Origin of the sequence: Streptomyces lancefieldiae, from assembly GCF_031845825.1 — a bacterium.
Taxonomy (GTDB): domain Bacteria; phylum Actinomycetota; class Actinomycetes; order Streptomycetales; family Streptomycetaceae; genus Streptomyces; species Streptomyces lancefieldiae.
The window spans coordinates 1-20,127 of record NZ_JAVRFH010000062.1 but is presented as its reverse complement, the minus strand read 5'-3'; the positions used below and the strand labels follow the sequence as shown (position 1 = coordinate 20,127).

The 20,127-nt window shown below is 70.3% G+C and carries 15 protein-coding genes, 1 tRNA gene and 2 pseudogenes; 9 read left to right on the top strand and 9 right to left on the bottom strand.

Annotated elements, in window-relative coordinates; all coding sequences use genetic code 11:
* Positions 1-24: 24 nt before the first annotated feature.
* The 4 genes from tmk to RM812_RS35485 all read left to right on the top strand — a co-directional run bounded on the left by tmk (position 25) and on the right by RM812_RS35485 (position 6,663).
* Positions 25-3,345, top strand: a complete 3,321-nt coding sequence (tmk, locus tag RM812_RS35500; protein WP_311582789.1) for a dTMP kinase — start codon at positions 25-27, stop codon at positions 3,343-3,345.
* Positions 3,346-3,472: 127 nt separating this feature from the next.
* Complete coding sequence (locus RM812_RS35495; RefSeq protein ID WP_311582785.1) at positions 3,473-4,678, top strand: DNA polymerase III subunit delta'; 1,206 nt, start codon at positions 3,473-3,475, stop codon at positions 4,676-4,678.
* 107 nt (positions 4,679-4,785) lie between these two features.
* The gene (locus RM812_RS35490) at positions 4,786-6,456 is read left to right on the top strand and encodes an alpha/beta hydrolase (RefSeq protein WP_311582782.1); all 1,671 of its coding nucleotides are present in this window, start codon (positions 4,786-4,788) and stop codon (positions 6,454-6,456) included.
* A gap of 130 nt (positions 6,457-6,586) precedes the next feature.
* Positions 6,587-6,663: transfer RNA gene (locus RM812_RS35485), tRNA-Thr, on the top strand.
* Positions 6,664-6,787: 124 nt separating this feature from the next.
* On the opposite strand, the pseudogene RM812_RS35480 reads toward RM812_RS35485, so the two are convergent.
* A pseudogene (locus tag RM812_RS35480) lies at positions 6,788-7,291 on the bottom strand (tyrosine-type recombinase/integrase); the annotation flags it as partial.
* Between the two features lie 7 nt (positions 7,292-7,298).
* Between RM812_RS35480 and RM812_RS35475 the strand changes: the two are divergent.
* From RM812_RS35475 to RM812_RS35465, 3 genes and pseudogenes are all read left to right on the top strand, one after another.
* Positions 7,299-8,887: pseudogene (locus RM812_RS35475) on the top strand (relaxase/mobilization nuclease domain-containing protein).
* Positions 8,888-8,964: 77 nt separating this feature from the next.
* Positions 8,965-9,633, top strand: a complete 669-nt coding sequence (locus RM812_RS35470) for a ParB N-terminal domain-containing protein (RefSeq protein ID WP_311582779.1) — start codon at positions 8,965-8,967, stop codon at positions 9,631-9,633.
* Complete coding sequence (locus RM812_RS35465) at positions 9,630-9,926, top strand: hypothetical protein (RefSeq protein WP_311582776.1); 297 nt, start codon at positions 9,630-9,632, stop codon at positions 9,924-9,926. The genes RM812_RS35470 and RM812_RS35465 overlap by 4 nt, the downstream gene beginning before the upstream one ends.
* 237 nt (positions 9,927-10,163) lie before the next feature.
* On the opposite strand, the gene RM812_RS35460 is transcribed toward RM812_RS35465, so the two are convergent.
* The 8 genes from RM812_RS35460 to RM812_RS35425 form a co-directional block, all read right to left on the bottom strand.
* Positions 10,164-10,415, bottom strand: a complete 252-nt coding sequence (locus RM812_RS35460) for a hypothetical protein (protein WP_261366017.1) — start codon at positions 10,413-10,415, stop codon at positions 10,164-10,166.
* Positions 10,416-10,440: 25 nt separating this feature from the next.
* Positions 10,441-11,133: a restriction endonuclease gene (locus tag RM812_RS35455; protein ID WP_311582773.1), complete on the bottom strand. Its 693-nt coding sequence runs from the start codon at positions 11,131-11,133 to the stop codon at positions 10,441-10,443.
* 380 nt (positions 11,134-11,513) lie between these two features.
* Entirely contained in the window at positions 11,514-12,338 is an 825-nt protein-coding gene (locus tag RM812_RS35450) for a hypothetical protein (protein WP_311582770.1), read from the bottom strand.
* 185 nt (positions 12,339-12,523) lie between these two features.
* Positions 12,524-13,546 carry a glycosyltransferase gene (locus RM812_RS35445; protein WP_311582768.1) on the bottom strand — a complete coding sequence of 341 codons (1,023 nt, stop codon included), beginning with the start codon at positions 13,544-13,546 and terminating at the stop codon, positions 12,524-12,526.
* A 1-nt stretch (position 13,547) separates the two neighbouring features.
* Positions 13,548-14,840, bottom strand: a complete 1,293-nt coding sequence (gene serS, locus RM812_RS35440) for a serine--tRNA ligase (protein ID WP_311582765.1) — start codon at positions 14,838-14,840, stop codon at positions 13,548-13,550.
* Positions 14,833-15,546: a histidine phosphatase family protein gene (locus tag RM812_RS35435; RefSeq protein WP_311582762.1), complete on the bottom strand. Its 714-nt coding sequence runs from the start codon at positions 15,544-15,546 to the stop codon at positions 14,833-14,835. Before RM812_RS35435 ends, serS begins: the two co-directional genes overlap by 8 nt.
* Positions 15,543-16,469 carry a phosphotransferase gene (locus RM812_RS35430; protein WP_311582760.1) on the bottom strand — a complete coding sequence of 309 codons (927 nt, stop codon included), beginning with the start codon at positions 16,467-16,469 and terminating at the stop codon, positions 15,543-15,545. Before RM812_RS35430 ends, RM812_RS35435 begins: the two co-directional genes overlap by 4 nt.
* Entirely contained in the window at positions 16,469-17,716 is a 1,248-nt protein-coding gene (locus RM812_RS35425) for a methionine adenosyltransferase (protein WP_311582757.1), read from the bottom strand. The genes RM812_RS35430 and RM812_RS35425 overlap by 1 nt, the downstream gene beginning before the upstream one ends.
* 206 nt (positions 17,717-17,922) lie before the next feature.
* Here RM812_RS35425 and RM812_RS35420 point away from each other — a divergent pair, with 206 nt between their 5' ends.
* Complete coding sequence (locus RM812_RS35420; protein WP_311582860.1) at positions 17,923-19,146, top strand: helix-turn-helix domain-containing protein; 1,224 nt, start codon at positions 17,923-17,925, stop codon at positions 19,144-19,146.
* 10 nt (positions 19,147-19,156) lie between these two features.
* Complete coding sequence (locus RM812_RS35415) at positions 19,157-19,639, top strand: NUDIX hydrolase (protein ID WP_311582753.1); 483 nt, start codon at positions 19,157-19,159, stop codon at positions 19,637-19,639.
* The last annotated feature ends 488 nt before the right edge of the window (positions 19,640-20,127 follow it).

The following is a 20,127-nucleotide window of genomic DNA, read 5'->3' as shown; positions in this document are numbered from 1 at the left end:
GGTGGCGACCGATAGGCTGAACGCATGACGCGAGCCGAGCAGCCAACGGCCCCTCACCCCGCCCCGGACGACGCCCTGGTCGCGGACTCCCGCGAGCGTGCCGTCCGCGCCCTGCTGCGCCGTCCGCAGCTGAGGCGGTTGTGGAGCGCACAGCTCGTGGGGGGTGTCGGCGACATCCTCGCCCTGCTGGTGCTGGTCCTCCTCGCCGTCCAGGCCGCGATCGGCGCGGGCTCCTTCGGCGGTGGCTACCGGGGCGTGGCGTTCGCAGTGGCGACCGTTTTCGGCGTACGCATCCTGGCGACGCTGCTCTTCGGCGCCGTACTGCTCGGGCCTCTCACCTCACTCACCTCGCAGGACGGCCCGCTCGACCGCCGCTGGACCATGGTCGGCGCCGACGGCCTGCGGGCCGCCCTGCTGATCGTCGCGCCGCTGTGGATCGACTGGACGCCGGACGACGCCCTGGCCGTCCTCCTGGTGACCGTCTTCGTCACCGGTGTCGCCGAGCGCTTCTGGACGGTGTGCCGGGAAAGCGCGGCCCCCGCACTGCTGCCGACGCCGCCCCTGGAGGGCGCGACGGTACGACCGCTGCCCGACCACATGGACGCGCTGCGCCGCCTGTCCCTGCGTACGGGCTTCGTGGCGATCCCCCTCGCCGGCGCCGTGCTGGTCGTCGCGGGTCTGCTGAACAACCTGCTGGGCGCCGGCGTCGACTGGTTCGCCGAGCACCAGGCGGCGCTCGGCTCGTACGTGGCGGCCGGGCTCTTCGCCGCCTCGCTGTCCGTGGTGACCTTCCTGGAGCTGCCCGGCGTCCGCACCCCGCGCGCGCGGTCGCCGCTGGAGGGCATGCGCCGCCCGAAGAGCGGCGCGAGCGTCGACAAGGGCCGCACCGGCGCCCTGCCCCTGCTGGTGTTCGCCTGCGCGGCGGTCGCCGCGGTGGTGGCCGCCGTGGTCGCCGTGGCGGTGCTGCACGCCAAGGACCTGGGCGGCGGCCCCGTGCTGTACGGGCTGATGGTCGGCGCGCTGACCGGCGGGGTCGTCGTCGGCATCCGTACCGCCCCCGCCCTGCTGCCGTCCCTGTCGCGCCGACGGCTGCTGGCCCTGGCGATCGCCTTCGTCGGCGTCGCCCTGCTGGCCGCCGGTCTCGTCCCGGACGACACCACCGTGCTGCTGCTCCTCGCGCTGGCCGGTGTCGGCGCCGGCGTGACCGCGAACACCGGGCACGCACTGCTCGACCAGGAGACCGAGGACCACCGCCGGGCGCGGACCACCGAGCACCTGCACGCGGTCGTCCGCGTCTACGTGGCGCTCGGCGCGGTGATCGCCCCCGTGCTGGCGGCGGCGATCGGGCCGCACCGCCTGGAGAACGGCAAGTTCGTCTTCGCGCACGGCGGCGCCGCCTTCGTCCTGATGCTGGTCGGCGCGCTGCTCCTGCCGGTGGCGGCCCTGGTGCTGGCCAAGGTCGACGACCGCTCCGGCGTGCCGCTGCGGCAAGACCTGCGGGACGCGCTGCTCGGCGGTGACGACCCGGTGCCGGCGCCCGCGGCGAACGGCTTCTTCATCGCCCTGGAGGGCGGCGACGGCGCCGGGAAGTCCACCCAGGCCGAGGCCCTCGCCGAGTGGATCCGGGGCAAGGGGCACGAGGTCGTGCTCACCCGCGAGCCGGGAGCGACCCCGGTGGGCAAGCGGCTGAGGTCGATCCTCCTGGACGTCTCCAGCGCCGGACTGTCGCACCGCGCGGAGGCGCTGCTGTACGCCGCCGACCGCGCGGAGCACGTCGACACGGTGGTCCGGCCCGCTCTGGAGCGCGGTGCCGTGGTCATCTCCGACCGCTACATCGACTCCTCGGTGGCCTACCAGGGGGCCGGCCGTGACCTGTCCCCCACCGAGATCGCCCGGATGAACCGCTGGGCGACCAACGGGCTCGTCCCGCACCTGACCGTCCTGCTGGACGTCTCACCGGAGGCCGCGCGCGAGCGGTTCACCGAGGCGCCGGACCGGCTGGAGTCGGAGCCCGCCGAGTTCCACGCGCGCGTGCGCTCCGGTTTCCTGACGCTGGCCGCGGCCGACCCCGGGCGCTACCTCGTCGTGGACGCGGGTCAGGAGCCCGAGGCCGTCACCACCGTCGTACGCCACCGGCTCGACCAGGTGCTGCCGCTGTCCGAGGCGGAGGTCAAGGCCCAGGAGGAGGCGCGCCGCAAGGCCGAGGAGGCGGCCCGGCGCAAGGCGGAGGAAGAGGTCGCGCGCAAGGCCGAGGAGGAGCGCCTGGAGCGCGAGCGTCTCGAGGAGCTGGAGCGGCTGCGCGCCGAGGAGGAGGAGCGCAAGCGCCGGGAGCTGGAGGAGGCACAGCGGCGCGAGGCCGAACGGCAGGCCGAGGAGGCCCGTCAGCGGGCCGAGGAAGCACGCCGCAAGGCCGAGGAGGAACGGGCACGGCTCCTCGCTGAGGAGAAGGCACGGGCCGAGGAGGAGGCGCGGCGCCGGGCCGAGGAGGAGCGGCGCCGCAAGCAGGCCGAGGAGGAGGAGCGGCTGCGGGCCGAGGCCGAGGCCCGGCGCCTGGAGAAGCAGCGCAAGGCCGAGGAGGCCCTGATGCGGGCCGAGGAGGCACGCCGGGCGGCGGAGCAGGCGGCGGCCGCGGCCGCGGCGGGTCCCCGGCCGACGGCCCCTCCAGCGGCGGACGCGCCCCGGCCGGCCCCGGCCGCTGCTCCGCCCTCGGACGCGGCGACCGTACCGACGCCGGTCGTGTCACCGGCTGACGCCTCCGGCGGTTCGACGGAGGACACGACGGTCCTGCGGCCGGTGCGGGACGACCGTGGCGCCGGCACCGACGCGCGGGGTGACGACCGGGGGACGGCCGGTGCGTCCGCCCCGTCCGAGTCCGAGGTGACGGCGGAGCTGCCGAAGCCGCCGGTCCCGCCGAGTGCGGCGGACGAGACGGCGGTACTGCCGGCGGTGGATCCGAGGGCCGCCGACGAGACGGCCGTCCTGCCGCCCGTGACACCGGGGGCCGCCGACGAGACGGCCGCGCTGCCGCCCGTACGCGGGGACGACCCCGTCGACCGGGTCCCGGCGGACTACTTCCGCAAGGAGGACCCGGCCCCCCGGTCCGACCGGTCCGACGAGCCCGAGGACCGCACGCGCGAGCTGCCCCAGTTCGACCCCGAGCAGGCGCCGCCCCGCAGGCGACGCTCCGACTGGGCCGAGGAGACGCCGCTGGACGACCTGCCGACGCTGGCTGACGAGCTGCTCGGGCCGCCCGACGACGGCCGGGACAGCGGCTGGGACAGCGGCGGAGGCAGCGGCCGCGACGACGACGGAGGACGCCGGGGAAGGGGCCGGGGCCGGCGCTGACCGGCTCCGGTGCCCGCCCGGCCCCGATGGCCGTCCGCCCCGTCGGCGCCCGTTGTCAGTGGCGGCCTCCACAATGGAGGGCGCGGCGCAGAGTGCGGCGGAGTGTGACGGAAGGACGGCGTGACCCATGACCGTGTGGGACGACCTCGTCGGGCAGGAGAAAGTGAGCGAGCGGCTCGCCGCCGCCGCTCGGGACGCCGACGCCTTCGTCACCGCCGCCGCGGCCGACGGACCGCTCCCCGAGGCGTCGAGCATGACGCACGCCTGGCTGTTCACCGGACCGCCCGGCGCGGGGGTGACACAGACGGCGCGGGCCTTCGCCGCCGCGCTCCAGTGCGTGAGCCCCGACCGCGCGCTCGGCGGCGTCCCCGGCTGCGGTTTCTGCGACGGATGCCACACGGCGCTCATCGGCACCCACGCGGACGTCAGCACGGTGGCCGCCGTCGGCGCGCAGATCCTCGTGGACGACATGCGGGACACCGTCCGCAAGTCGTTCACCTCGCCGGCGAACGGCCGCTGGCAGGTCATCCTCGTCGAGGACGCCGAGCGGCTGAACGAGAGATCCGCCAACGCCGTCCTCAAGGCCGTGGAGGAGCCCGCGCCCCGCACGGTGTGGCTGCTGTGCGCCCCGTCCGTCGAGGACGTCCTGCCCACGATCCGCTCCCGCTGTCGCCACCTGAACCTGCGTACGCCGTCGGTGGAGGCCGTCGCCGACATGCTCGTACGCCGCGAGGGGATCGAGCCGGACGTCGCCGCCGCGGCGGCCCGTGCCACCCAGGGCCACGTCGACCGGGCCCGCCGCCTGGCCACCGACCCGGCCGCCCGTGAGCGCCGGGCCGCCGTGCTCAAGCTGCCGCTGCGGGTCGACGACATCGGGGGCGCGCTCAGGGCGGCGCAGGAGCTGGTCGACGCGGCGGCCGCGGATGCCAAGGAGCTCGCCGAGGAGAGGGACGCCAAGGAGACCGAGGAACTGAAGGCGGCGCTGGGCGCGGCCCAGGGCGGCCGGATGCCGCGCGGCACGGCGGGCGTGATGAAGGACTTGGAGGAGGACCAGAAGCGCCGCAGGAGGCGAACGCAGCGCGACAGCCTGGACCTGGCGCTGGCCGAGCTCACCGCTTTCTACCGCGACGTTCTCGCCCTCCAGCTCGGCTCCCGGGTGGCGATCGCCAACACCGACGCGGAGGACGCCCTGGAGCGTCTCGCCGGCGGCAGCTCACCGGAGTCCACGCTCCGCCGCATCGAGGCGATCGCCGCATGCGGGGAGGCCCTCGACCGCAATGTGCCGCCGCTGCTCGCGGTGGAGGCGATGACGATGGCACTCAGATCGGGCTGAGCCTCCGGACGGACCGGGAGGCCGGGGCGTGGTTGACGGCGTAACCCGTACGAGCCATGTCGGGCACGCAGCGCATCGGAGTGATCGCGGAGAGTTACGCTCGCTGGATGCACTCAAGGCGCACTCACCGCAGGACACGCACCAGCAGGACACGCACCAGCAAGACACTCGGCATCGGGCCACGCATCGGCAGGACCCCCGCCGGAGCCGCGCTCCTCGCCGCCGCGCTCCTCGCCACCGCATGCTCGACCGGGGGGGCGTCGTCGTCCGCCGGTTCGGTGGCCAAGGCGGCACAGGCCGCCGGGTCGACGGAGGCGGCGAAGACCACTTTGGCCGCGCTGCCGGAGGGTACGCCCTCCGCGCTGTCGCCGTACTACGAGCAGAAGCTGAGCTGGCGCGACTGCGGTGTCCCCGGCTTCCAGTGCGCCACCATGAAGGCCCCGCTCGACTACGCGAAGCCGACCGAGGGGGACGTCCGGCTCGCCGTGGCCCGCAAGAAGGCCACTGGTGAGGGCAAGCGGCTGGGCTCGCTGCTGGTGAACCCGGGCGGCCCCGGCGGCTCGGCGATCGGCTACCTCCAGCAGTACGCGGGCATCGGCTACCCGGCGAAGATCCGCGCCCAGTACGACATGGTGGCGGTCGACCCACGGGGCGTGGCTCGCAGCGAGCCCGTGGAGTGCCTCGACGGCCGCGAGATGGACGCGTACACGAAGACGGACGTCACCCCGGACGACGAGCGCGAGACGGACGTGCTGGTCGACGCCTACAAGGACTTCGCCGAGGGCTGCGGAGCGGACGCGCCGAAGCTGCTGCGTCACGTCTCGACCGTGGAGGCGGCCCGGGACATGGACGTACTGCGGGCGGTCCTGGGCGACGCGAAGCTGACCTATGTCGGAGCCTCGTACGGCACGTTCCTGGGGGCGACATACGCCGGTCTGTTCCCGAAGCGGGTGGGCCGCCTGGTCCTGGACGGCGCGATGGACCCGTCCCTGCCCGCACGCCGGCTGAACCTGGAGCAGACGGCGGGCTTCGAGACGGCGTTCCGGTCCTTCGCCAAGGACTGCGTACGTCAGCCGGACTGCCCGCTCGGCGATCGGAGCACGTCCCCCGACCAGGTCGGCAAGAACCTGAAGGCGTTCTTCGGCAAGCTGGACGCGCGGCCCGTCCCCACCGGCGACGCGGACGGCCGTCGGCTCACCGAGTCCCTCGCCACCACGGGCGTGATCGCGGCGATGTACGACGAGGGCGCCTGGCAGCAGCTGCGCGATTCGCTGACCTCGGCGATGAACGAGAACGACGGCGCCGGCCTGCTGGCCCTGTCCGACAGCTACTACGAGCGCGAAACCGACGGACGCTACAGCAACATGATGTTCGCCAACGCCGCGGTGAACTGCCTCGACCTCCCCGCGGCCTTCTCCTCCCCGGACGAGGTGCGCGACGCGCTCCCCGACTTCGAGAAGGCGTCCCCCGTCTTCGGTGAGGGCCTCGCCTGGGCCTCCCTGAACTGTGCGTACTGGCCGGTGGAGCCCACGGGCGAGCCGCACCGCATCGAGGCGGCCGGTGCCACCCCGATCGTCGTGGTCGGCACCACGCGCGACCCGGCCACCCCCTACCGCTGGGCGGAGGCCCTGGCCGGCCAGCTCTCCTCCGGCCGCCTCCTCACCTACGAGGGCGACGGCCACACCGCCTACGGCCGCGGCAGCAGCTGCGTCGACTCCACGATCAACACCTACCTCCTGCACGGCACCCCACCGACGGACGGCAAGCGCTGCTCGTAGCCGGCCCTGCCCGCCCTCCCGCCCCGGAGCCCGGAGCCCCGGAACCCAGGCTTCCGGGGCGGGTACGAAGCACTCCGCGAAACTGTGTAGACTTACCGACGTTGCTGATCGCACCATAGGCGCGCAGCGCGCCGCCTTAGCTCAGATGGCCAGAGCAACGCACTCGTAATGCGTAGGTCTCGGGTTCGAATCCCGAAGGCGGCTCCATCAAACCCCAGGTCACATAGCACGTGACCTGGGGTTTTCTGTTGCTCAGGCGGGACGCGCCACACGGCTTGGGTGCCGTGACGTTGCTTGCGTGAGCGATGCGTGAGCGGAGCCGGTCGGGGACCTACTTCTGGGGCTTGGGGCGCTTGGCCTTCTTGGCGCCCTCGGCCTGGGCTTTCGTCTTGGTCTTCGGCTTGCCGCCCTTCGCCTTGTCGGCGTTCTTGGCCGCAGCCTTCTTGGCCTTCTCCTTCTTCGCGGCCTTGCGTGCCGCCTTCTCGGCCTCGGCCTTGCGCTGAAGGGGGACCAGCTTCGCGGTCGCCTCGGCGGCGCTCCTGCCGACCTGGGGCAGGACGCTCTGACCGAGGGTGTCCGACACGATCTTGATGTCGATGTCAGCGGCGAGCATCAGGGTGGCGGCGCCGTGGCGGAGGTCGTGCAGACGGATCGGCGGGAGTCCGGATGCGGCGACGAGGCGCTCGAAGGGATCGGTCACCTTGCCCGGGTGAAGCCAGGAGCCGTCCTCCTGGGTGAAGACGTGCCCCGTCTCGACTCAGGAGGTGCCCCACTTCTGGCGGTCGGCCTCCTGCCGCGCACGGTGCCGCTTCAGGACGTCCACGGTGTCGTCGTCTGGCCGCGTGATCGCCGCCATAAAACCGGCCGGGTCCAACACCCGTGGCCTGCTCGCCTACCTCTACGGCCCCGGCCGCCACGACGAACACGCCGACCCGCACATCGTCGCCGGCTTCGCCATGCCCGACCCCCCTGGCCGCGACCCGGACGCCACGCTCACCCAGCTCGCCCGCCACCTCGACGAGCCCGTCCATCTTCGGAACAGCGAGTTCGGCAAGAGGGTCACCGACCACGTCTGGCACTGCCCCGTCCGCACCGCCCCCGAGGACCGCCGCCTCACCGACACGGAGTGGGCCGACATCGCCCAGCGGATCGTCGAGGCCGCCGGCATCGACCCGCCGGGGACGGCCTGGGCTGCCGGTGGATCGCCGTACGCCACGCCGACGACCACATCCACATCCTCGCCACCACCGTCCGCGAAGACGGCCGCCGCCCCAGGCTCCACGACAGCGGCATCCGCGTCGGCGACGCCTGCCGCCAGATCGAGACCGACTACGGCCTGCGCCAACTGAAGAAGGGCGACCGCACCGCCGGTCGCCGACCCACCCAGGCCGAGATGCACAAGGCACAGCGCCTCGGCTGGGAGCAGACCAGCCGCGACTGGCTCCAGGACCGCATCCGCGCCGCCATCCCCCACGCCGGCAGCGCCGAGGAACTCCTCGCCTATCTCGAAGCCATGGACATCGCGGTCAAACCCCGCCGCGGACCGTCCGGAGACCTCCTCGGCTACGCCGTCGGCCGCCCCGGCGACCTCAACAAAGACGGCGAACAGATCTTCCACCCCGGCGGCAAGATCGCCCCCGACCTCACCCTCCCCAAGCTCAAAGCACGCTTGGAGACCACTGCGCCGGAGGAGCACCCCACCGCACGCCGCGACCAGCCTGCCACCCCCTGGCACCAGGCCATCGACGCCCTCGACACCCTTCGCGTCGGCATGGACGACGATGCCCACGCTCAGGCTCACATCACCGCGCTCGGCGAACTCATCGAAGCCACCGCCCAGAAAGCACCCGCCCACCTCCAGCCCGAACTACGAGCAGCCTCAAAGGCATTTGCTCGCGCTCAGCGCTCCCAGATCCGCGCCGAGAACCAGACCACCACGACCCTGCGCAAGGCGGCCCGAGACCTCGCCCACACAGCCACCGGTCCCGACGCAAGCGCCCTGGCAACCCTGCTCGCCGCCCTCGTCTGGGCCACGATCGTCGCCGCCCGCTGGCACGAGGCGAAGAACCACGCCCACCAGACCGAAGCCGCCCGCCAGACCCTCCACCACATCCAGGCCGCCGCCGACCGAGCCCTCACGCCCGTCGTCGACAGCCTCGCCAACCGTCAGCCGAACGATCAGGCCCGCCGGACCCTAGCCCATGACGTACGGGCCGCCGTCCCCGACCACGCCGACCGCATCCTCACCGACCCCGCCTGGCCGGCCCTCGCCACCGTCCTCGCCGACGCCGACGCCGAAGCCGGCGGCCACGCCCGCGTCCTGATCACCCGCATCCAGCACACCAGCCGCAACCCCGCACCCAACCCCCGCGCCGAAGCCGCCCGCAGCCGCTCCACCATGGCGCCCGCGCCCGGCGCACACCAGACCTGAAACCCCCAACCCACCACCACACCCACGACCCCCACGGTCCAGCACCACCGACGTCGCTGACAGCCACAAGGAGCCCTATGGCAGCCACCCGACAGCCACACACCTCCACCACCGCAGCCGACAACAAGGAGCCCGCCCTGAAGATCCATCCCGCCGCCGACCTGTTCCCGATGCTCGACCGGGACGAACTGCTCGACCTCGCCGAGTCGATCAGGACCGAGGGCCAGCACGAGCCGACCGTCCTCGACACCGACGGCGTCCTTCTCGACGGCCGAAACCGTCTCGCCGCCTGCAAGATCGCTGACGTCGAACCCCGCTTCACCACGTACAACGGCACCGATCACATGAGACTGATCATGTCCGGCAATCTGTTCCGCCGGCACATCAGCAAGGGCCAGCAGGCAATGATCACCGCCATGGCCTGTTCCGTTTCGGAACACTCCCTGCGGGACCAGGCCAAGCACCATGGCCTCAGCCTCGCCCGCCTGTCGAACGCGGCCACCGTCCTCAAGCACGCCCCTCACATGGCCGAACAAGTCCGCGTCGGCACACTCGGCCTCGACGCCGCCTACAACGCCGCCCGCGAGCAGAGAGACCGGACTGCGCCCTTAAGGCCCAGTGCGACCGCCTTCGCGAGCACGCCCCCGACCTCGCCGCACAGGTCACCGAGGGCCTCATCACCTTCGAAGACGCCACGGCGGAACTGGACGAGCGGCTGGAGACGGAACGGCTCCGGCAGCACGTGATCGATGCCGACACCCTGCGCCTCGCGGACGGCGACACCACCCCGCCTCTGGCCGAGCTCGTCGAACGCGGCGACATCACATGGGGCCAGGCACACCAGCGCGCCGAAGAGTTCCTCGACCACCGGCAGGACACCATCGACCGGGCCCAGCACGCTCTCCAACTGATCACCGAGAACTGGACCGCCGTCCAGGACCTCGCCGCCCGGCCCGGCACTCAGCTCACCCGCGACATCCTCGGGGGTCTTGCACCCGAAGTCCGTTTCGTGGCCCAGCGCCTGATCACCCTGGACTGAGCCATTGCACGCTCTCGGGGCTGGAGCGCCGCCGTCAGCCCCGAGAGCGATTGCTCATGCCACCACCGACTTCGCCACCACCTCCGCCAGCGCAGCAACCGCTACCTCTCCGCAAACCTCTGGCGCGGGCGGCCGGCCCCGATCCCACACTCAGGACGTGGCATGGGCGAGGCGGAGGTTCGACCTTGCCGCAACCGGCGCGTATGCCGACTGCGGCAACGGCATGCCCGGGAAGCATCAGGGGCTGCCGGACTGTGAGATGCCGCGCGCAAGTTGGGTCACTATGTCTAAGACGCCCTGACCGAAGGCTGTCGGAGCAACCAGCACTCCGAAAACGAGCACAATGATGACGGTCGCCTTCTCATCTAACCGGCTTCGGGCCTGGGTACGTCGACGAAGGCGCAGGACGATGATGACGGCCAGCAGGACCGCCATGTTGATGGTCAAGATCACGCTGCACGCCCTCCTGGCAGGCAATTCATCAGACATCTTTCCTGCATCACGTTCCGAAGCATCAGGACAGCGCCGAAGGGCGGCGCGGTGGTGGGATGCGGTCAAGCAGGTCCCACAAGGGCCGGGATCCCGCAGCCCACTCACTGAGCACACGGCGGTCGACGAGGTGGATTCGGTGCTGGTTACCCCAGGGGATCGCCTTTGAGGAGAAGCGGCCGTTGGTGAGGACGACCGCGACGTCCGCACCGTGGATCTGGCGTGCAGTGCCGTTGACCTGCTGCAGTACCCCGACGCCCACAGCAGAGCCTCGATCCCCGTCACGGCGGTGCTTGCACTGGATCGCCCAGACTCGGCCAGCGGGGTCGACTGCGCGCACGTCGCACGCGTTGTCCCCGGCGCCACCCAGCTGCTCGGCGTCGCACCCGTCGCGGCGCATCAGGTCCCGTACGGCAAACTCGAACGCGCGGTGATCCAGCGCGTCCAGCTCAGCGATCCTCAGCCGCAGGGCTGCCGCGCGGACGCGTGCCCATTCCGCCCTCTGCTTGGCCCTCTGGTACCAGAAGCCACCGATGACCACGGCGACGACGGCCGCGAGGACGAGAACCCACCAGTGCGTGAGCAGCCACTGCACGACGGCGGCAATCAAGCCCATCACCGCCACGGCACCGAATACCAGAACGATCTGTTCGTCCTGTCTCTTGGAACGGCTGACCCGTCGACGCCGTGCAGTTCGCCGCGCCGGGCGGCGGCTCATCGAGTCTCGCCCAGCTGCGCCGAGGTGGAGGAAGCAGACAGGCGCGCCTTGCATGTGGCACCGCCTGCCGCGGTTGGTCCCACATGCCACCGTGTCTGCGTCCACACCGGGACGTCATCCCGTACGTGGTCCGCAAGCTGAACCGCCATGAAGGAATTCCCCCTCTATCCAGGACCGTTGGTGCATCTCCGCGCCGGTCGTATGACAGCACGCGCCACCGACAGCATGTAAGAAGTCGATCACCCGGAGTGATGGGTTTTCGGTCAGAAGAACCCCGCACCCCATCAGTCGCTCATCGCTCGACCTGCGTGTTTACGGCTCGACCTACCAGCTTCAGCCGTTTCGAGGCTTGGGGCGAGAACAAGCGCTGCACGCAACTTCTAGGCCGCCAGGGCCGAGCGCGCCGCCTCTCCCTCTCCCTCGATGACACGAGCGATCTCCGGCCACGGAGCACGCAAGGCACCGAAGAGCGACCAGTAGTCGTAGGCGGCTCGAACCATGGCGCTGACGCCGAGGCGGGCGGCTTCGGGATCGATAGCGCCTATGACACGCCGTGTGATTCCGCCTGCACCCCGAGCTGCTGGGGCGATCCCGTGGCCGAGCAGGAGTGTGGCGGTACGGATGGCATCCAGCGTCGGTGGTGTCGCAATCTGTGCGAAGCGCCCAAAGATCAGGGGGTGCCAGCTCGCCCTGGTACGCGCCCAGGCCAGGCGTTCCAGCCCAGTGCCGAGGTCAACGGCCATCCGGTCCGGGTGATCCGTGTTCCACAGGAGGACGATGTCGCCGAGGGTGAGGTCAAGATGGCGGAAGCGCAGTGTGATGCCTTCGACCTGCCGTCGGCGCCACGGGGTGAGCGCTCCGTAGATGCTCAAGTGCCGTGCGTGGAAACCGAGTTGGGAGAGGACGGTCAGCCAGCCGTCGAGTATGGCGCCGTACTCGTCAAGGTCGCCTATGGGTTGGACTCGGGAGACGTTGACGAAGGAGGTCAGAAAGCCGTCCATCAACTGGCCTTCCCCGTCCCGTTGGCCGGTGAAGCGGACGACCGGCTGCGGGATGAATCCGCTTCGATACGTGCGGGGTTGGCCGTCCTTGAGGACCGGATCCAGGGCCTGGATAGCGGAGATCGTCAGTTCGGTCTCCCTGCCCCATCGGAGTGGGAGGCAGGCGTCACGTGGGGCGCCATCCCGCGCGAAGCCGGCTTCCAAGGAGTCGAGGATCTCCCTCCACGTGGGTGATCTGCGTGGCGGCTCGTAGGGGCTTCCCCGGTGCGGGTGAAGAATCTCAATGTGGGGGCCGTCGGCGATGAACGTCCAGTGAGGGCCTAACGCGGCGCTCAGTACGCCGGGTATTCGCTGGGCCAGGTCGTCTCCGACGGTGTCGGCGGTGCGGGTCAGCACGATCGGGCCGACATCGCCTGGAAATGGCGCGCCGGGTCGAAGCGCTGCATTCCGATCGCCTGGACACGCTGATGGTCGAGGCTTTCCGCCTGTTCGATCGCATCGGCGAGCCTTCGCGCTGCGGTCTCGTCCTCCTCCCTGGGGTCGACGACCGCGACCGCGCCCGTCTCGTCGCACAGGGCGGCGTCGGCGCAGGTTCCTTCGCGCCAGGTCAGGGCGGCCATGGGGGTGCCGGCGCGGAGGGATTCTCCGAAGACCGCGGCACCGGCTTCCACGTACTTGCGGGCGTACGTGTAGACGAAGACCGAGGCGTCGGCGATGGCTGCGGTCTTGGCAGGACCGCCGAGTTCGCCGATCCACTTCACGTGGTCGGCGCTGAAGAGCCGTTCGTGGCGTCGCACGTACGCCTCGTCGAAGACTGGGCCGACGATCCGAATGCGACGACCGAGGATCTGGGATGCCCGCACGGCGATGTGCGGTGCCTTCTCCTCGTCGATCCGGCCGAGCCAGACGAGATCGGTGCCCGCGGTGGCCGGCGGCTCCTCCTCGTCGAGGCCGAGATGGACGGCGAGCTCAGGGATCGGCCGGTGATCCGCGTACCGTTCGATCATCTCGGGCGAGTAGCAGTAGAGCCGCGAGCGCTGGCCGTCGAAGGCGGTGGCGGTGTGCTGGAAGACGGGCGAGTGCTGGAAGGTGGCGACGTCGCAGTCCAGCTCGTTCCAGGTGCGCGTCCACGCGGGAAGCGACGGGTACTCGTGGCCGACGACCAGGAGGTCGTACTCCGTGTCGCGCAGCTCGCGCTCGGCGAGCGATCCGGTGGAGACGTCCTCCAGGCGGACCGGCTTGCGGACCCAGTCGTGTTCCAGGTCCGTGAGCCAGCCCGGCCCGAGGAGGTGTACGTCGGCGCCTGCGGCTCGGGCGCCTACGGCGACCGCCCACAGCCATCGTTCGATCCCGCCGTATCCGGCGGGTGGAAAGGCGTAGCTACCAGGGAAGTCGCAGACGCCGACGAGCACGTTATGCCTCCGGTGATCCGTCCGCCGAGATACGGCGGAAGCCGAGATACGGGAAGAGTGATTCGGGCAGGACGATCGAGCCGTCCTGCTGCTGGCACTGCTCAAGGAGCGCGGCCAGGGTGCGGCCGACGGGCAGACCGGAGCCGTTGAGGGTGGCGACGAGCTTGGGCTTGCCGTCCTCGCCACGGGTCCGGATGTTCGCCCGGCGGGCCTGGAAGGTTCCGAAGTTGGAGACCGAGGAGATCTCGCGGTACGTGTTCTGGCTCGGGATCCAGACCTCGAGGTCGTACGTGAGCTGTGCGGAGAAGCCGGTGTCGCCGGCGGGCAGCTTGATGACCCGGTAGGCGAGGCCGAGCTCCTTGAGGCACGCCTCGGCGTGGCCGACCATCTCCTCCAGCTCGGCGTCCGCCGTCTCCGGATCGACGATCTTGACCATCTCGACCTTGGCGAACTGGTGCTGGCGGATCAGACCGCGGGTGTCGCGGCCGTACGAGCCGGCCTCGGACCGGAAGCACGGAGTGTGCGCCGTGAACGCGAGCGGCAGCTCGGCGGGCGGGATGATCTCGTCCGCGTAGAGGTTGGTCAGCGGAACCTCGGCCGTCGGGATGAGGAAGAGCTCGCGGTCGGCGACGCCGGTCTTGAACAGGTCCTCCTCGAACTTCGGGAGCTGTCCGGTGCCGGTCATGGTCTTGCGGGTGACCAGGTAGGGGACCGCGTACTCGGTGTACCCGTGGCGGCGGGTGTGGAGGTCGAGGAAGAGCGTGGCCAGGGCCCGCTCCAGCGCGGCGCCGGCGCCGCGGGAGACCGCGAAGCGCGGGCCGGACAGCTTCGTCGCGCGGCCGAAGTCGAGGATGCCCGTGGCCTCTCCGAGATCGACGTGGTCCTTGGGCTCGAACGGAAACGCGGGAGGCGTGCCGACGCGCCGGATCTCGATGGCGAACTCCTCGGAGTCGCCATCAGGCGCGGAGTCGTCCGGCAGATTCGGGATGCTCAGGAGCAGATCACGGAGCTGGGCCTCGATCTCTTCCTGCCCCGCTTCGATGTCGCGGACCTGCTCCTTGATCTCGCGGGCGCGCTCCTTCAGCTTGCTGATGTCGCCGCCCTGCTTGGCCGTCTGCTGAACCTCACTCGCCACCCGCTTGGACACCGCCCGCAGCTCATCGGCCGAGCGGATGTTCTGGTTGCGGCGAGACTGGAGGGACTCCAGCTCGGACAGGTCCAGAGAGTAACCGCGACGAGCGAGCCGACGAACCGCTTCGGCACCCATTTCAATCAGGGCGCGGGCATCATGCATGAGGAAGATCCTTCTGATCCGGCGAGTGGTGGGATACGGGATCGACGGTAGCAACCGCGGCCCCTTCGCCGATCCGCATTACCTCCCTGTCACCGGAGCCGACCGCGCGATCGAGAACGCCAGTTTCAAGATCGTTCATCAGGGCCCCTACGAGTGTCGGCAACTCGTTATCGGGGATGGCGACGGGCTCGATGTACGGGGCTTCCGGGAAGAAGAGGGGCATGGCCCCGCCAGGAGTCCGTTCGCGGCGCCACAGGAGCACGGAGACCAGCAGGCCGTGGGCCACCAGGACGCGGGGGCCGGGATGCTCCAGGACCGCGAGCACCCCGGAGAGCATCCTGCGGATGCCCTCGCGCTGCGACTCGCTCCCGCCCGGCGGGCGCTCGTGGGCGCCATGGCCGTCGAGCCAGACGGCGTACTCCAGGAACGGGTTTCCCTCGAATTCCCCATAGTCGAGTCCGTTCAGCCGAGGATCGGTGATCAGTTCCGGCCCGGGGACTCCCATCAGCAGGTTGGCGGTCTGCTGAGCGCGGGGGAATTCGCTGGCCAGCCACGTCTTCACGCTGTGGAGGGGCACACTGCTCCATCCCCTGTTCAGCGATCGGCGGCCTTCCTCGCTCAGGCGGATGGGCTTGGTCGGATCGCCGTTGACGAGATAGCGCCGGCTGTAGTTCGTCTGTCCGTGGCGGAGGACGTACGTCGTCATGATCGGTTCCTTGGGGTCGGCGCCGACAGCCATGCGAGGACGTCGGCCATCCTCGGCGCGCGCGCATCACCGGTGTCGAGGTAGAAGAGCAGGCCGTCCAAGGCCAGGGCCCTGCACCATGGCGCCAGGACGGGCACGGGGATGCGGGAGATCCGGGAGGCTGCGGCCAAGCGGGCGTCCGTGCCGTGTCCAAGCTCGTAGTACACGGTCCAGAAGGCCCAGTCGAAGGCCGCATCGCCCACCATCGGGAGGGGGTCGATCAGGCGAGGGTGGCCCAGCCAGTCGAAGAGCACGTTCTCGCGGTAGAGATCCGCGTGCAGGACCGTCGCCCGACCGCCGTCCTCCTCCAGGGTCACGAGGGCCGGGAGAGCCGCGTCGACATGCTCCTGCCATTGGCTGGCATCGACCGATTCCAGACGGCGGCGCACCCTCGGACGTACTTCCTGATGCAGGTACGAGGTCAGGGAAGGAAGCTCACGCGGTCGGCGCTGGCGCCGGCCGATGGTGTGGAGGCCCTGGAGGGCGGCGGCCACGGTCTGCAGTTCCCGAGGCGGCCGCTCGTCGCCACCGGGGCGGCCTCCGATCATCTCCAGGGCCGCCACGGCCAGGTCGTCCGCCGCCTCGACGACGCCTGTAGTCGGCCCGCCCGCCCACAGGCGTACGGCGGTGACCTCGTTGCGGAACCGGGTGGGATCGGCCCACGCCTTGAGAAGCAGCGGACGCCCGTCGAAGGTTCCGGCCGTGACGACCACCGAGGCGTGTCCGGCGTCGTGGTAAGCCCCTAGCGTGAGCTTCCAGCGCTCCGCCGCGCGCTCCATCAAGGTGGGCACGGCGTCGAGCCAGCCGGAGACTCCCGGGCCGTAGTGCGTGACCAGCCGCCGCCGGCATTCCTCGGAGACCTCGCCGAGCGTCCGCTTCACCATCAGCTCAGCACGATCCCGTCGGAGACCAGCTCGTCCGTGAGGGCGGGGAAGCCCTCCAAGGATTCGGCGACGAGCGCCTGGACCTTGTCAGTCTCGACCTCCGGGGAGGACAGCCGGACCAGGATCCGCCACGGCTGATCGAGGCGCTGGCCAGTGGTGCTGACGAGGTGCACCTCCGCGTGCCCGTCGGTGGCCTCGTGCAGCCGCTGGGCCAGGCGCTGGGCGGCGATGTTGTAGAGCTTGCCGACGTGGTAGACGGGGTTCTTGCCGTTGGCACCCTCCAAGTTCATCGGCCGCAGTGGCGTGATCAGTCCGTTGACCCGGTTGCCGCGGCCGACGACGCCCTCGTCGCCGGACTCGATCGAGCTGCCGGTGTAGGTGAGGTACAGCTCGTCCTTCTCCGGCACGTCGCGCGCGTTGAGCCGGAAGCGCGTCTCGGCTCCGGGCAGGCGGAGGCCGGCCAGCCGGTGGCACTCGGCGAGGACGCTCTCGGTGTTCCGCACGTACTCCGCGCGGCTGGCGACGAGCCGCGACTTCTGTGGGACGCAGAGGACGACGTCCGCCTGCTCACCGTCCCAGTAGCCCATGAGCTTCACGTCCGATCCGCACCAGGCATGGGAGAGGGTGAAGTCGCTCGCCCCGGAGAAGTGGTCCACCAGCTCGCGGACGAACGACTCGAAGGGGTTCTCCGGCGCCCAGCCGGTTCCGAGGGATGTGTCGTTCGACAGCCGGACCCGGCGTTCACGCAGGTCGTCGATGGAACGGGGGTTGAACCAGCGGGTGCGGTCCGGCACCGCGTCACCGGTGAGGACCGCTCCGGGGCTGGAGTTGCTGGTGATGTTGAAGGTGATGTTGAGGTGCTCCGACACCTCCGGGAGCCGCTCGGCGAAGAATGCCCTGACCTCGGCCTCGACGATCCCCTCGACGGGGATCTTCTCGCCCCCGCACATGGGCGCGGCCCGCCCGTTGACCAGGACGCGCACAGGGGCTGTCATGAGGCCGGCGCCGTAGCGGACCTCGCTGGCACCGCCGAGGAGGGCGAGCTTGTCGAAGTTGTGGTGCAGCACCGCGCCGAAGCGCTCGACGGCGTAGCGGCTGTACGCGCGGGACAGTCGCTCGGCGAGGTGGTCGGCCAGGGTGTCCGGGTGACCGAGCCCCTTCCTCTCGACGATCGTGGTCGCACCGGGCTTGGCGGTGCCCGTCTCAATGGACAGGTAGCCACCCTCGGTCGTGATGGTTTCGCGCATGACAAACTCCGATCTCTCGGCCTGGGGAAGACGGGTGGGACGGATGAATGTCCTTGGTCAAAGCCGTTTGCCACGGGCTGAGTTGCTCGCATCGCCCTGCGGCGTTCTCGGTCTGCTGCGACAGTAGCCAGGGCACCCCAGGGCACCCCGGAAAATCCTTCCGGGGTCCACTTCGGCCACGAGGTGATGATCAGGACATGCGCGGGATGACACAGAACCTGACCATCGGGGAGCGCGTTGCCTGGTACCGGCGTCGGCGCGGCCTCTCCCAAGAGGTCCTGGCCGGCCTTGTCGGCCGGACGACGGACTGGCTGAGCAAGGCGGAGAACAACAGGATCGAGCTTGATCGCCTTTCGGTGATCACCTCACTCGCCGACGCGCTCGACATCTCCCTCGGAGACCTGCTTGCCGAGCCGACCCTCATGGAGTGGTCGGCCGACAGCGGGCGCCGGACCGTCCCTGCGCTGCGCGAAACACTCATGGACTACAAGCAGCTCACCCCTTTACTGAGCCTCGCAGCGGAGGATGAGCCACCTGCCCTGCAGGACCTTCGAGGCAACGTGCGCAATGTGCTCGATGCCTACCAGGCATCCCGGTACGGCTTTGCTACTCGACGTCTCCCCCTTGTCCTGGCCGATGCCCTCGCCGCGTCCCGCGCCTACTCGGGGCACGAAGGGGAGGAAGCCCACGCGCTGCTCGCTCTCGCCTACCACGGGGCGGCCATGGTGCTGGGCAAGCTGGGAGAGCCCGAGCTGGCATGGATCGCCGCGGACCGGGGCCTGGCAGCAGCGCAGTCCAGCGGCCGCAGCGAGGTTACGGGTTCGCTCTTCCGAGCAGTCACGCACTGCCTCCTGGCCACCGGCCGCTTCACAGCCGCGGTCCAGCTGGTGAACGACGCGGCAGCCGTCATGCAGCCGGAGTTGGGCGACGCCAATAACGAGTACCTCTCGGTGTACGGCACGCTGTTCCTCGCCGGCGCGATGGCTGCCGCGCGGGCGGATGACCGGGCGACCACGCAAACCTTCCTCCGCGAAGCCGACGAGGCCGCGCAAAGACTCGGCGCCGACGCCAATCACATGTGGACGGCCTTCGGTCCGACCAACGTGGCGATCCACTGCGTGGCCACCGCCGGCGAACTCGGCGACATCCAGATCGCCGCAGATCTGGGCTCACGAATCGACACGACCGGCCTGCCGGTGGAGCGGCGCGTACGACACAGCCTCGAAGTCGCCAGGGCGCTGAGCTCCTGGAACCGCACCGACGAAGCTCTGGCCGTCTTGCTGGACGCCGAACAGGCCGCGCCCGAGCAGGTGCGCCACCACTACCTGAGCCGGGAACTGGTCATCGGCTGGATACGCGGCACCAGAGGCCGGCCGGCCCATCCCGTGGCAGACCTGGCCCGCAGACTGGGCGTCGTCGCCGGCAGCTAGAGTCCGAACCGTGAGCGAGAACGAGCACGAAGCGAAGATGGCCCGCCCCCGCATGGCAGCCGGCGCTCTCTTCTTCGACGAATTCGATCGAGTCCTCCTTGTCGAGCCGTCCTACAAGGACTACCGCGACATCCCAGGGGGCTACGTCGAGGAGGGGGAGTCACCCCGACAAGCCTGCGTGCGTGAGGTCCAGGAGGAACTCGGCATCGCACCGCACATCGGCCGCCTGCTAGTCGTCGACTGGGCACCGAACCCCGGAGAGGGAGACAAGGTCCTCTACCTCTTCGACGGTGGTCGCCTGAGCGCAGAGGGCCGCCGCCAGATCGCCCTGCAAGCGGACGAGATCCGCGGCTACGACTTCCACGACACCGACCGGGTGCCGGAACTCACCATCCCCCGCCTTGCGCGCCGAATCGCGGCAGGCATCGAGGCCCGAGTGAACGGCCTGACTGCCTACCTGGAGCACGGGGAGCCGCCAGAAGCAGGCTCCTGACCGCAGAGGCCAGAAACGCGGCTCGTGTTATGGATCATCGCAGGGGCGTCGTCATGATCCCTCGAGGGAGCGGGCGAGAAGGGAGGGTCTTCGCCTCGGGCGCGAGTCCGCCTTCCCAGCTACCGGCGGCTCTCTCTGCTCGCGTGATCTTTGGCTCCTCGTCTCCGTCTACGCGTTGGGCACGAGGATAGGGATCACGCAAATCCCCCGCAACGGAATCACGGCACTGGCCTGCACCATCGCCTCGCCCCTGGCTGGCGTGATCTTCGAAACCGGCTCGGTTCGTAACCCGCTCCCCGTGGCTCGCCACGAACGCCAGCCCCTCGTGATATCCACAGGCACGTAGGACCGGAGCCACTGCTGGCTAGTAGTGCTTGGTCATGTGCGGTTCGTGGTGGCGTGTCTTCTTGATTGGTCGTGTCGTTGACCGGGTGTGCTGGGTGGGGAGTTGGCTGCGGTCCGGTGTGATCTGGAGGACTTCGCGGCGG